Raw genomic sequence first — 13538 nt, 5'->3', positions numbered from 1 at the left:
TGATGCGGAATGAATCTGTTGTAACCAAAGGAATTGTAAATCATATAAGGGGGCGCCTTTTTGTTATGAAGATTGGACCACATCTCCCATCTGGTCGATTTGTCGACCGACCCAGACGAGCGGAACGGTCAACGCTGCGCCAATCAAATAGACGATGGCAATCGGCAATCCGTCCGCGAGTAGTCCGAACGTCAGGCTGCCGATGCTGAAGGCGAGGGTGTAGGCCGTCTGTTGGACGCTATACACGTACGGAAGTTGCGAGGCAGGTGTCATTTCTTGGAGCACCGTGTTCGTCTGGATGATGCGGAGCTGGGTGGCGTATCCTTGAACCGCGAGCGCGATGAGCGCGAACGCGATATGAGATGTCACGCCGAACAATAGGGCCGCTAAGACAGACAAGATGGAGCTGACGGCGAGCGAGCTGTTGCGCTTTGCGCGATACAGGTAAGCGCTGGCCAGAATCATGCTAATCAAGAAGCTCGCGTTCATCGTTCCCCACCAGCCCGTATCGATGTGGAGGTGGCGTTCCAAATAGACGAGCAAGAGCGCCGAGATCCAGAGTGTGCTGACGAACGACTCGAACGTGACGAACACCGTGATTAACCTGGCGAAAGGAGCAGTGCGCACGAAGGCGAGGCTGTCCTTAAGCGATATGTCTGATTCGCCATCTTCTACCGTCACGTCGCGGTCGAGTGAACGGACGAAGCGAAGCGTGACGAGCGTCGAGAGCATGAACAACATCAACGCGATCATCAGAGCGAGCTCGCTTGAGAAGGAAGCGACGACCATCGTGCCGAGAGGCCACATCGCCAGCTGAATGAACTGGTTCGACCCTTGGACGAGACTGTTCGCTTGTTGGCGATTCGTCGTCAGCCTGGGGATGAACGACGCCTGGACCGGACGGGCGAACCCATCCAAGAAGGCGATGAGCACGACGAGGCCGAGGACGAGAATCGACTCCGACCAAATGACGGCCCCGAGCAAGACTGTCTTCAACAGTTGTGTGACGAGCAACATCTGACCGAAGGTGAACCGAGATAAGATGCGGGCAAAGAACAGACCGCTCACGGTCATGCCGAGCGTGACGGCAATCGGGAAACTGGCCGCAGCCAGGGCGGAACCGGTCTGTTGATATAACAAAGCGATTAAGGCGACGATATAAAGCACGTCACCAATATTGGCCAGCCATTGACTGACCAGCATCAGGTAAAACGACTTCATCATGACTCTCCTCCGGAACTATTCAATTTTGGGTGGATGACATGAGGTCGAATTACATACTTTCACCGCTTTCAAATTATTTACAAATAGTTTACGATGAAATGATGAAGAACACAATAATTGGTAACTTAACGGGGGAAATGACATGTTACGCTATGACATCAATGATCAGCTTCAACTACGAATGTTCACCATTGACGACGCGGAGGCGTTGTTCCAATTGACGATGGCATCGAAGCCATACCTTCGCGAGTGGCTCGGGTGGCTCGATTACACCGAGACGGTCGAAGATTCGCGGCAAAACATCGAAGGACGAATCAAAGGATTGATGGAGACGGGCGGCTATCCGAAATCGTTCGCGATTGTGTATCAGGACGAGCTCGCCGGGACGATCGGCTTCAATGACATCGACCGGGGCATCAAATGCGGGACGGTCGGCTATTGGCTCGGCCAAGACTTTCAAGGCAAGGGCATCATGAGTCAAGCGCTCGAGACGGTCATCGATTATGGGTTCCGTGATTTGAAACTCGATAAAATCGAGATTCGGGTCGCAACTGGGAACGTGAAGAGCCGGGCGCTGCCCGAGCGATTCGGTTTCCTCGAAGAAGGGGTGCTTCGCAATGCGGAGTGGCTCTATGACCGCTACGTCGACCACGTCGTGTACGGGCTGTTGCGAGATGAATGGGCCCATTAACATACAAAACCCCGTCCTGTTACAAGGCGGGGTTTTCGTTTGGGATTTGTTCGCCGTAGAGTTCGCTACCGAACTCCGCGTACGCCTGTTCGTAGCGCCGGAGTGATGACTCTTTATGCATACATGTCACGTTCATCCGCTCGAGTGACGTCATGTCGGTCGCGTACGTCTTCAAGACGTGGGCGTTCCGGAGCATCGATGGTGTGACCGAGCGGGTGAGACCGCTCCGTTCGTTCAATTGGCGCATCATCTTCGTGATCATGACGATCGTCAACTGTTTCGGCTGGTTCTTCGCATACACCCAGCGGAATGTCATTCGGGCGAAATCGAAAGAGACGAATACAGGATCATCCGAGTACCAGCGCGGACGGACCGGCGTCGGGATGTCGGCCAAATAGTTCATGAGAAGTGCCTGGTCCTCTGGACTAAGTTTCAACGTGAACCGGTTGCCGAGCCGGTCATAGACGTCGAACTCGTGGCTCGCGAGGTGCAGGTCGTTCATCCGGAGACGGATGATATGGTGGACCCGGAGACCGTACTTATAGAACAGAGTGACGATCAACTCGTTTCGGTTGACGAGGTATGGATGCGCCTGAAGCTGATTCTCGCTCAGACCGCTTGTTGAGCGGATCGTTCGGACGAGCTTGTTGAACTCAGCGGGCAAGGCAATCTGGTCGACGGTGAGCGTGTGGGCCGGTTGCGCATACGTCAGCATCTTCTTACGGAGCGGGTTCAAGAAGACGGTCAGGCTATTGATGACGGTGACAATCCGGGCGACCGTCGCCTGTTGATATTGTTTCTCCTCGATGAGGAAGTCGTTGACGAACGTCTTCCACGATTCGAGCGGGACGGCGAGCCACGCCTCCGGGGCATCGAGCTCGACGTTATGGTCATGAAAGTATTTGTGCACATCGATCAAATCGTACCGATAGCGTTTCAGCGTGGACGGTTGACGGCCGCTCGCGCCGAGATGGAACAAGTACGCCTCGATATATTCAGGCAATGGATACTCTTTTCTACGTTTCGTCATGGACGTTCCTCCTTCTCCTCATATCTTACCACAAACGGACGTTCTCCATTCGTCGTTTCGTGGTAAGATGGAGGATGAGACTTATAGGAATGAGGGATTTTTATGCAACGAGAGAAAGTCATTATCGTCGGGTGTCAATTACCGACCGTCGACGATTGGACATATGAACAATCGATGGGAGAACTCGTCGAATTGGTCGATACGGCACGAGGTGAGGTCGTCGCCCGTCTCGACCAGAAACGGCAACAAGTCGACCGCCGCACATTCATCGGAAAAGGGAAAGTCGAGGAGCTCGCGGTGCTCATCGAACAGTTCGAGCCGGACATCGTCATCTTCAACGCCGAGCTGTCGCCGGCCCAATCGAAGAATATCCGCATCTCGCTGAACGACCCGGACGAGATGAAACTGATTGACCGGACGCAATTGATTTTAGACATCTTTGCCGGACGGGCCCAATCGAAAGAAGGGAAGCTCCAAGTCGAGCTCGCTCAGATGAACTACCTGCTTCCACGTTTGATCGGACAAGGCACGCAGTTATCACGTCTCGGTGGCGGAATCGGGACTCGGGGACCGGGTGAGACGAAACTCGAGTCCGACCGTCGTCACATCAAGCGCCGCATCGATGAAATCAAGAAAAATCTCGAAGGCACGGTCGCGCACCGTGACCGTTACCGGGAGCGTCGGAAAGAAAACCGTGTGTTCCAAGTCGCGCTCGTCGGTTACACGAACGCCGGGAAGTCGACAATCTTTAACCGCTTGACGGATGCGGATACGTACGAACAGGACGAACTGTTCGCGACGCTCGACCCGCTCACGCGCGAGCTCGAGTTGCCGCGGGGCGGTAGAGTGCTGATCACGGACACGGTCGGATTCATCCGGGACTTGCCGACGAAACTCGTCGCCGCGTTCCGCTCGACGCTCGAGGAAGTGCTCGGGGCCGACCTCGTCCTGCACGTCATCGACGCGTCAAACCCGCACTACATGAACCAAATCGACACGACGAATTCGGTCTTGTCGGAACTCGGGGCGAGTGAGGTACCGCAGCTCGAGGTATACAATAAGAAAGACCGGTTGACCGAAGACTTCGTCGGCGGACCGCTCGTCATCTCGGCGCTCGATTCGGCCGATATCGAGACGCTCGTCGGCGCGATCGAAGATAAGATTGCTGACGTGTTGACGAAAGTACATGTCGTCTTGCCGGTCCGCTCGTTCGAGCATTACCATCCGGCCAAAGATTCGATGTATCGTCTCGAGGAGAAGTTCCTTGATGACGGTTCGGTCGAACTCGTCGGATATATGAGAGAAGACACGCGTCTATATGCGACGCTGAAACAATTTGAGGTGTGAAACAATGATGTGGCAAGAAAAGATTGCGTACTATGATGAATTGGCCCCGTTCGTGACCGAGGCGGAAGAACGGGTAAAACCATATTTTGAAACGATCGAGGCGACGGCGGAGTTCAACCAATACCGTGTCCTCGAGTCGTTCAAGAAACACAAAGTGTCGGATTTCCATTTCAATCCGACGACCGGGTACGGCTATGACGATATCGGGCGCGACACGCTCGAGTCGATCTACGCCGACGTGTTCGGGGCGGACCTCGCCCTATGCCGTCCGCAAATCATCTCCGGGACACACGCCATCGGGATCGCCTTGTTCGGTGTGTTGTTGCCAGGAGATGAGCTGCTCTATATCACCGGCAAGCCGTACGATACGCTCGAAGAGATCGTCGGGATTCGTGGAGACGGCCGTGGGTCGCTCAAAGAACTCGGTGTCGGCTACGACACGGTCGAGCTGAAAGAGGACCGAATCGACGTCGAGACCGTCATCGGACGGATTCGTCCTGAGACAAAGCTCGTCGGCATCCAGCGCTCGAAAGGTTACGCCAATCGTCGCAGCATCCCGGTCCAAGAAATCGGTGAGGCGATCAGGAAGATCAAAGCGGCACATCCGCACGTCTTCATCTTCGTCGACAACTGCTACGGCGAGTTCGTCGAGACGATCGAACCGACCCACGTCGGGGCCGATCTCATGGCCGGCTCGCTCATCAAGAACCCGGGTGGCGGCTTGGCGAAGACGGGCGGCTATATCGCCGGGACGAAAGAACTCGTCGAACGCTGTTCGTTCCGCATGACGACGCCAGGCATCGGGAGCGAGGCCGGTCCGTCACTCTACTCGCTCCAAGAGATGTACCAAGGGTTTTACATGGCGCCACATACGGTCGCCCAAGCGTTGAAAGGGGCACACTTGACGGCGAGCCTACTCGGATTGCTCGGTTTCGAGACCGACCCGCATTATACGACGCCCCGGACCGATTTGATTCAATCGGTGACGTTCCGCGACCGTGACAAGATGATCGCCTTCTGTCAGAGCATCCAAATGGCGTCACCGGTCAATGCCCACGCGTTGCCGGTACCAGCCTATATGCCGGGCTATGAGGATGACGTCATCATGGCGGCCGGGACGTTCATTCAAGGATCATCGATTGAACTGTCGGCCGATGGACCACTCCGGGCTCCATACACGGCCTACGTCCAAGGCGGATTGACTTACGCCCACGTCAAGGTCGCGCTCATGCTCGCCTTGAGCCAATTGCGGACGAAAGAGCTCGTCACATTTGACCGTGACAATATCTCACAGAAGTTGTAACCGAAATGTCATGTTAACTTTCTTAACATCTATTGACAGGTAAGTTGTCATGTATTATTCTCACAGTGTGAGACAGAAAAGGAGGGATAAGAGATGGCCGATCAATTTCGTCGCTCCAACCCGTTGTTTCCGATTGGAATCGTTCAAGATTTGACACAGCTGACAGGTAGACAGATTCGGTACTATGAAGAACAGGGTCTAATTTCGCCTAGTCGGACGGAATCGAAACGACGGCTCTATTCCTTTAATGATGTCGAACGTCTACTCACGATCAAGGATTTTATCGACCAAGGCTTCAACTTGGCGGCGATTCGTCATATGCTCGACAACACGGACGCCAAAGATGCGGAGTCACCAAAGGCACCGGTCGATGAAGCACCGAAAATCTCTGAACAAGAGTTACACAAATTATTGAAAACACAGCTTCAAGAAGCTGGCCGTTTCAATAAGACGTCGCTCATTCAAGGTGAGCTGTCACGTTTTTATCGATGACGCCAGTACACTAACCATTACACAATGTGAGAGGGGACATTTCACCATGGCCAGAAAAACGTTCACGAAAGAAGACATCAAACGCATCGCACAAGAAGAGGACGTACGCTTTATTCGTCTTCAATTCACGGATATCCTCGGTACGATCAAAAACGTCGAGGTTCCGATCAGCCAATTGGACAAAGCACTTGATAACAAGATGATGTTCGATGGCTCTTCAATCGAAGGGTTCGTACGCATCGAGGAATCAGACATGAACCTCTATCCAGACCTTGACACATGGGTTGTCTTCCCGTGGACAGACGGCAGCGGTAAAGTCGCTCGCTTGATTTGTGATATTTATACCCCGGACGGCAAACCGTTCAGCGGTGACCCGCGCGGCAATTTGAAGCGTAACCTCGAGCGCATGCAGAAGCTCGGCTTCACAGCGTTCAACGTCGGACCAGAGCCTGAGTTCTTCCTCTTCAAGAAAGACTTGAACGGCCAACCGACACTCGAACTCAACGACCAAGGCGGTTACTTCGACTTGGCACCGGTCGACCTCGGCGAGAACTGCCGTAAAGAGATCGTCATCGAGCTCGAAAACATGGGCTTCGAAATCGAAGCATCACACCACGAAGTCGCACCAGGTCAGCACGAGATCGACTTCAAATACGCAGATGCGGTCACGACGGCCGATAACATCCAAACGTTCAAACTCGTCGTCAAGACGATCGCAGCAAAATACGGTCTTCACGCGACGTTTATGCCGAAGCCACTCTTCGGTGTCAACGGTTCAGGGATGCACGCCAATATGTCGCTCTTCAAAGGTGACACGAACGTCTTCTACGATCCAAACGGCGAAATGGAACTCTCTGACACGGCTCGCGCCTTCACAGCAGGGATTCTCGAGCACGCTCGTGCGTTCACGGCTGTCTGTAACCCGACTGTCAACTCGTACAAGCGCCTCGTTCCTGGTTACGAAGCACCTTGCTACGTAGCATGGAGCGCGCGCAACCGTTCACCACTCGTTCGTGTACCAGCGGCCCGTGGCCTCTCGACACGGATCGAAGTACGTTCGGTCGACCCGGCGGCGAACCCGTACCTCGCTTTGGCCACGCTATTGGCTGCAGGTCTTGATGGAATCGAGAAAGAAATGGCGGCTCCGAAGCCGATCGATAGCAACATCTACGTCATGGACAAGCCAGAACGTGTTGCTAACGGGATTGACGACCTTCCGGCTACGCTCTTCGACGCGCTCGAAGTACTCCGTACCGACAAAGTCGTCATGGAATCACTCGGTGAACATATCGGTGAGCACTTCCTCGAGTTGAAAGAAATCGAGTGGGATATGTTCCGTACGCAAGTGACAGAGTGGGAGCGCGATCAGTACATGACGCTCTACTAAGTCGACTAATGAGGGATATTCCCTTTAAAATCAGAGTCCTGAACGAGTCTTCGTATGAAGTGCTCATTCAGGACTCTTTTTCTATAATTCGCTTCAACTAATCAATATAATGAGGGAGAATGTATATCACTATAAATGTAATGGAATGGGATAGGGGGACGAGAAGTGGCAACACCATTAAAAGACGTGTATGATGAGACCTTTTTGTTGGAATTTGGACGACGTATTCAAACCGTGTATCCGTCATTTGACGTACAGGCTTTTATCGCATCAATCATAGATGAATCGTGGGAAGCGTTGGCACTCAAAGGGCGTACTCGACGTATTTCGATAAAACTAGGTCAGTATTTGCCACAGAATTACGAATCAGCTTTGGACGTATTGGTTGAAATTGCAGATGACTGCGTCGGCTTTCCTTATTTGTTTTTCCCGGACTTTGTAGCGGTGTATGGACAGGCAGAAGAGCATTGGGAACGCTCGATGTCAGCGCTCGAACGCTTCACACAGAAGTCGTCTTCTGAATTTGCGATCAGGTCTTTTTTGTTGCGGGAACCAACGCGTGTGATGAACCAAATGACAGCTTGGGCCATTCATCCGAACGAACATGTTCGGCGTTTGGCGAGTGAGGGTTGTCGTCCTCGCCTTCCGTGGGCGGAATCGTTACCCATGTTCAAAGAAGACCCAGCTCCAGTGTTGGAGATTTTAGAGTTGTTAAAAGAAGATCCATCATTATATGTGAGAAAAAGTGTCGCTAACAACCTCAACGATATCTCGAAAGATCACCCAGAAGCTGTACTCGCAGTCTCGCGACGATGGCAGGGCGAGCATCCTCATACCGATTGGATCATTAGACACGGATGCCGGACACTGATCAAGTCAGCCCATCCTGACGCGTTAACGATATTCGGTTATACGCAGGAAACAAATTTAACCGTCGACTCATCGATTTCTATACATCCGAACGTGATCCGCATAGGGGAGGCGTGCGAGATTCAGTACGATGTGTCCATTCGTCCAGGGGATGCTGCTTATGTTCGTATCGAATACGCGATTGAGTTTATAAAGGCCAACGGGAAAGCGAGTCGTAAAGCATTCCTGCTAGCGAATAGAACCGTCGCTGGGGGTGCGCGACTTGCAGCGACCAGAGTGCACGACTGGTCAGATTTGACGACCCGTCGGCATTATCCAGGGGAGCATCGTGTCGTCTTGTTGGTAAATGGACGAGAAGTGGCTGAAAATCATGTCATGTTGCATAAAAGTTGTTGAACTTCTATATAATAAACGGTTCGAAAAAGGGCAACCCAGTCTAATAGACGGGTTGCCCTTTTAGGTGTATGGCATAAGCATTTGCTTAAAACGCACGTTTGAAGAACGTCGATGCATAGTCGAGCGTCGTATGTAGCGTCGTCGCGAAGACGAGTCCGAAGAAGCAGGCTGCCCCGTTCAGGTCGAGCCACGATTTGGCAGCTTCCTCATACGGCGTGAACGTGAGCACGAGCGTGAGCGGGAAACCGAGATAGATGACCCGGATCAGATCGCTCAAGAGCGGCAAATGCGAGAATAACGACCGATGGGGCATAAGCTTCACGTAAGGGAGCCAAAAGCCCCGAAGCGGTCCCCATCGATAATAGGCGTCCGACTTCAAGTCGAGGTCCGGGGAGAGCCAGAACGTCCCGATCAGGGCGCCGAATAGGAACACGGTCGGAACATCGATGTCAATAAAAGGCGTGGCAATCGCAAGAGCACCGATTGCCACGAGATTCGTACGGGTATGTGTCTTGCCACTCGCCATTAGTGAATCGTGCGGTATACACCGATGACCTTCCCTAAAATCGACACGTTATCGAAATACATCGCTTCGAGCTCGTCGTTCTCCGGCTGGAGGCGAACTTTCGAAGCTTCTTTATAAATCCGCTTCACGGTCGCTTCACCTTCATCCGTCATGGCGACGACAATCTCTCCATTGTCGGCCGTGTTCTGTTGACGGACGAGGACGCGGTCCCCATCCAAGATCCCCGCGTTAATCATCGAGTCTCCTGAGACAGAGAGCATGTAGACGTTGTCGGAACCGACGACGTGAGCCGGGAGCGGGAAGTGTTCTTCCACGTTCTCGATGGCCGTGATCGGCGTACCGGCTGTGACTTTCCCGATGACCGGCACGTACATGACGGCATCGTGGTCTTCGACGACGGACATCTCTTCATCCAAAATCTCGATGGCGCGTGGCTTCGTCTTATCACGTCGAATCAATCCACGCTTCTCAAGACGGTCCAAGTGACCGTGTACAGTCGAGCTCGATGCGAGCCCGACAGCCTCGCCAATTTCGCGGACCGAAGGGGGATACCCTTTCGCCCGAACCTCAGCTTTTATAAAATCAAGAATCTGTTGTTGTCTTGCTGACATTTTTTTCAATGGATTTCACCTCGATTATGTCGAATAACCTGCGAACGCATCCTATTCTTTATGGGTTTAGTTTAACACAAGAACACATGAGCGCACAAACATTCGTTCGTTTTTTTCTGCTTGACCGAACAGAAGTTCTTGTTTTATGATGAGAACAGATAAACGAACAGACGTTCTCGAGAACGTGTATTCTTATTACCAGGAGGCAATGATTATGAGAGACACAATCAATGGAATCATCTTAGTCGGCATGTTGGCACTCGGTATGTTCGTATTTTTCGCGGTCGGAGAGCTTCGTGACAACGAAGCGGTCGTCGTGACCGAACAAAAAGTCGAACACAGTATTGAAGAAGAAGTCGCCTTGAAAGAGGCGGAGACGCTCGAAGCGCACATTCTCGCTAAACGGGATGAGGAAAAAGACGACAAGACGACGTGGTTCGCCGCCGAATAATCGTTTCTGATTGCGAACATCCCTTCATCCTGTGTATCGTAGAGGGCGAATGGAAAGAAAGGAAGTGACGCGATGCGAGTCGTCATTTATTGTCGCGTATCGACGAACAAGTCCACCCAAGAGACGTCGCTCAGTCGTCAGGCGGACGAATTGAAGCAGATGGCGAGACGTCTTGATGCTGAGGTGGTCGATGTGATCAGTGAACAAGAGAGCGGGTATGAGGTCAATCGGGCGGGACTGCTCGATCTATTGGAGCACGTCTCGACGTCCGATCTCGATGCCGTGCTCGTGAGCGATGACAGCCGTCTCGGACGGGGAAATGCAAAAATCGCTATCTTGCATACGCTCATGAAACATAACGTGCGCTTGTTGACGATGCAGTCGTCCGATGAATATATCGTCTCCGACGCCGAGAAGATGGTACTCGAGATCGTCAGTGTCGTCGAAGAGTATCAACGAAAGATCCATAACGCTAAAATTTCACGCGGAATGCGTCGGGCGGTCGCGAACGGATTTAATCCGCATCGGAATATCCAGCACCATGACCAGGGAGGCCGGAGCCGAATCGAAGTTCCGATTGAAGAAATCGTCCAATTGCGTGAACGTGGACTCACGTTCGCTGAAATTGCCGCCACCCTCCGCGGTTTTGGTTATGAGGTATCGAAAGCGACCGTGAACCGGCGCTACTTGGAGCACGTGTCGGTACCAGAAACTTGATTCCTGCTCGCTGATTTTGTACAGTAGAAGGACAAATTCAGTAGAGAGGGGGCGAGCCCGATGCTAGCACCTGAACAGTTGGAGCGAATCAATTTCCTCGCCAACAAAGCAAAGACAGATGGTCTGTCACCACAAGAGATGGACGAGCAGCAAGCGCTGCGCCAACAATATTTGCAAGCGTTCCGCCAATCATTCAAATCACAGATGATGGGAATGAAGGTCGTCGATCCGGAAGGAAACGACGTAACGCCAGAAAAATTAAAAGATGAGCAGGAACGTTACCGCTCAGAATGACCATGAATGCACATCCTATTTCATATAGGATGTGCATGTTTGTTATACGCGAACGTTGATCAGGGGGACTCATTGATGCGTTTTCAAACGAAAGGAAGTAAACGATTCCATTTAATGTGTTATACTAATTAATTAGTTGTGACACACGAATGAGTGTGCTAAAATATGACGGGTAGAAACTTTGTTAACAACAGAGAGGATGAAATTAGTGGAAACAACTACTAAAGAATTATTAGCGATTAACTCGATTCGGACGCTCTCAATCGACGCGGTCCAAAAAGCGAACTCAGGTCACCCGGGTATGCCGATGGGTGCGGCTCCGATGGCGTTCACACTTTGGACGGACAAAATGCGTCACAACCCGAAAAACCCGAACTGGTTCAACCGTGATCGGTTCGTCCTTTCAGCGGGACACGGTTCGATGCTCTTGTACTCGCTTCTTCACTTATCTGGTTACGATCTCTCAATGGACGATCTCAAATCGTTCCGCCAAATGGATTCGAAAACGCCTGGGCATCCAGAGTACCGTCACACGGCAGGTGTCGACGCGACGACTGGACCGCTCGGACAAGGGATCGCCATGGCTGTCGGGATGGCAATGGCAGAGAAACATTTGGAAGCGACGTACAACCGCGATGAGTTCAAAGTGGTTGACCACTTCACATACGGGATTTGCGGAGACGGTGACTTGATGGAAGGCGTATCGGCAGAAGCTGCTTCGCTCGCTGGTCACTTGAAACTTGGCAAACTCGTCGTCCTTTACGATTCAAATGATATCTCGCTTGACGGCGACCTTCACAAATCGTTCTCGGAAAGCGTTGAAGATCGTTTCAACGCCTACGGTTGGCAAGTGATCCGTGTCGAAGATGGTACGGATATCGATACAATCGCGAAAGCAATCGACGAAGCGAAAGCAGAAACGTCGAAACCGACCCTCATCGAAGTGAAGACGGTTATCGGCTTCGGTTCACCGAACAAGTCAGGCAAATCGGCATCACACGGTGCACCGCTCGGCGAAGCTGAAATTGAGCTCACGAAGCAGTTCTACAAGTGGGAAGGCGAGAACTTCTACGTACCGAACGAAGTATACGACTTGTTCAACGATAAAGTCGTTGAGCCAGGCGCGAAGCATGAAGCGGACTGGAACGAACTCGTTGAAGCTTACAAGTCAGCACACCCTGAACTTGGTGCCCAGTTCGAGCGTGCGATGAACAACGAGCTCCCAGAAGGTTGGGACAGCGAATTGCCGACGTTCGAAATCGGTTCGAAAAAAGCGACTCGTCAAACGAGCGGTGAAGTATTGAACGCGATCGCCAAAGCGGTTCCGACTCTCTTCGGAGGCTCGGCTGACCTCGCTGGTTCGAACAACACGATGATCAAAGGCGCTGCGGACTTTGATGAAGATCCAGCCGGCCGCAACATCTGGTTCGGAGTCCGTGAATTCGCGATGGCAGCAGCCGTCAACGGGATGGCGCTCCACGGTGGGGTCCTCCCATACGGCGCGACGTTCTTCGTCTTCTCGGATTACCTTCGCCCGGCAGTTCGACTTGCTGCGCTCATGGGAATCCCATCAACGTTCGTCTTGACACACGATTCAATCGCGGTCGGCGAAGACGGCCCGACGCACGAACCGGTCGAGCACTTGATGAGCTTCCGTGCGATGCCAAACTTGTCTGTTCTCCGTCCGGCTGACGGAAAAGAGACGATTGCGGCTTGGAAGCAAGCAATCACGACGAAAACATCACCATCGCTTCTCGTCTTGACGCGTCAAGCGTTGCCAGAACTCGAGGGCACGTCGGTTGAAGACGCAGCTAAAGGTGGCTATGTCGTCGCCGGCAACTCAAGCGAGGCAGACGTCCTTCTTCTCGGTACAGGTTCTGAAGTACACGTCCTCGTCGAAGCTCGCGAAGCACTCGCGGCTGAAGGCGTGAACGCGGCTGTCGTCTCGATGCCTTCGTGGGAATTGTTCGAAGCGCAATCGGCAGAGTATAAAGAATCGGTCCTTCCGTCGTCGATTACGAAACGTGTCTCGCTCGAAGCGGGCGCGACGCTCGGTTGGTACAAATACGTCGGTTTCGGCGGAAAAGTACTCGGCATCGACAAGTTCGGCGCCTCTGCTCCTGGGGATCTCCTCATGAAAGAATACGGCATGTCGGTCGACAACGTCGTCGCAGCTGTCAAATCACTTTAATCGCATGT

At 52.6% G+C, this 13538-nt stretch carries 14 protein-coding genes; 10 read left to right on the top strand and 4 right to left on the bottom strand.

Features of this window, described 5'->3' with window-relative positions; all coding sequences use genetic code 11:
- Positions 1–63: 63 nt before the first annotated feature.
- Positions 64–1221: an MFS transporter gene (locus KNP64_RS04425; protein WP_214791952.1), complete on the bottom strand. Its 1158-nt coding sequence runs from the start codon at positions 1219–1221 to the stop codon at positions 64–66.
- A 145-nt stretch (positions 1222–1366) separates the two neighbouring features.
- On the opposite strand from KNP64_RS04425, the gene KNP64_RS04420 reads away from it, so the two are divergent.
- Entirely contained in the window at positions 1367–1915 is a 549-nt protein-coding gene (locus KNP64_RS04420; RefSeq protein ID WP_138859331.1) for a GNAT family N-acetyltransferase, read from the top strand.
- Between the two features lie 19 nt (positions 1916–1934).
- Here the strand turns inward: KNP64_RS04420 and KNP64_RS04415 are convergent, their stop codons facing one another.
- Entirely contained in the window at positions 1935–2945 is a 1011-nt protein-coding gene (locus KNP64_RS04415; protein WP_214711301.1) for a site-specific integrase, read from the bottom strand.
- Positions 2946–3047: 102 nt separating this feature from the next.
- On the opposite strand from KNP64_RS04415, the gene hflX reads away from it, so the two are divergent.
- The 5 genes from hflX to KNP64_RS04390 all read left to right on the top strand — a co-directional run bounded on the left by hflX (position 3048) and on the right by KNP64_RS04390 (position 8740).
- Positions 3048–4292 carry a GTPase HflX gene (gene hflX, locus KNP64_RS04410; RefSeq protein WP_214791954.1) on the top strand — a complete coding sequence of 415 codons (1245 nt, stop codon included), beginning with the start codon at positions 3048–3050 and terminating at the stop codon, positions 4290–4292.
- Positions 4293–4299: 7 nt separating this feature from the next.
- Positions 4300–5595: a methionine gamma-lyase family protein gene (locus KNP64_RS04405; protein WP_138860295.1), complete on the top strand. Its 1296-nt coding sequence runs from the start codon at positions 4300–4302 to the stop codon at positions 5593–5595.
- Positions 5596–5688: 93 nt separating this feature from the next.
- On the top strand, positions 5689–6087 hold the full coding sequence (locus KNP64_RS04400) for a MerR family transcriptional regulator (protein WP_021067593.1): 399 nt from the start codon (positions 5689–5691) through the stop codon (positions 6085–6087).
- A 46-nt stretch (positions 6088–6133) separates the two neighbouring features.
- Positions 6134–7474 carry a type I glutamate--ammonia ligase gene (glnA, locus tag KNP64_RS04395; protein WP_034777799.1) on the top strand — a complete coding sequence of 447 codons (1341 nt, stop codon included), beginning with the start codon at positions 6134–6136 and terminating at the stop codon, positions 7472–7474.
- A gap of 165 nt (positions 7475–7639) precedes the next feature.
- The gene (locus tag KNP64_RS04390; RefSeq protein WP_214763196.1) at positions 7640–8740 is read left to right on the top strand and encodes a DNA alkylation repair protein; all 1101 of its coding nucleotides are present in this window, start codon (positions 7640–7642) and stop codon (positions 8738–8740) included.
- A gap of 85 nt (positions 8741–8825) precedes the next feature.
- On the opposite strand, the gene KNP64_RS04385 is transcribed toward KNP64_RS04390, so the two are convergent.
- The gene (locus tag KNP64_RS04385; protein ID WP_214753023.1) at positions 8826–9266 is read right to left on the bottom strand and encodes a metal-binding protein; all 441 of its coding nucleotides are present in this window, start codon (positions 9264–9266) and stop codon (positions 8826–8828) included.
- Positions 9266–9886 (bottom strand): transcriptional repressor LexA, encoded by a 621-nt coding sequence (gene lexA / locus KNP64_RS04380; protein ID WP_021067589.1) that lies wholly within the window; start codon positions 9884–9886, stop codon positions 9266–9268. Before lexA ends, KNP64_RS04385 begins: the two co-directional genes overlap by 1 nt.
- Before the next feature lie 205 nt (positions 9887–10091).
- Here lexA and KNP64_RS04375 point away from each other — a divergent pair, with 205 nt between their 5' ends.
- The 4 genes from KNP64_RS04375 (at position 10092) to tkt (ending at position 13530) form a co-directional block, all read left to right on the top strand.
- Positions 10092–10328, top strand: a complete 237-nt coding sequence (locus tag KNP64_RS04375) for a hypothetical protein (protein ID WP_214711305.1) — start codon at positions 10092–10094, stop codon at positions 10326–10328.
- Between the two features lie 72 nt (positions 10329–10400).
- Entirely contained in the window at positions 10401–11045 is a 645-nt protein-coding gene (locus tag KNP64_RS04370) for a YneB family resolvase-like protein (RefSeq protein WP_034777790.1), read from the top strand.
- A gap of 60 nt (positions 11046–11105) precedes the next feature.
- Complete coding sequence (locus tag KNP64_RS04365; protein ID WP_034777788.1) at positions 11106–11339, top strand: DUF896 domain-containing protein; 234 nt, start codon at positions 11106–11108, stop codon at positions 11337–11339.
- 199 nt (positions 11340–11538) lie between these two features.
- The gene (gene tkt, locus KNP64_RS04360; RefSeq protein ID WP_214763195.1) at positions 11539–13530 is read left to right on the top strand and encodes a transketolase; all 1992 of its coding nucleotides are present in this window, start codon (positions 11539–11541) and stop codon (positions 13528–13530) included.
- Positions 13531–13538: the final 8 nt, after the last annotated feature.

The organism is Exiguobacterium sp. s64, assembly GCF_018618035.1.
In the GTDB taxonomy this organism is placed as follows: domain Bacteria; phylum Bacillota; class Bacilli; order Exiguobacteriales; family Exiguobacteriaceae; genus Exiguobacterium; species Exiguobacterium mexicanum_A.
This window is presented reverse-complemented; position numbering and strand designations above follow the sequence as displayed.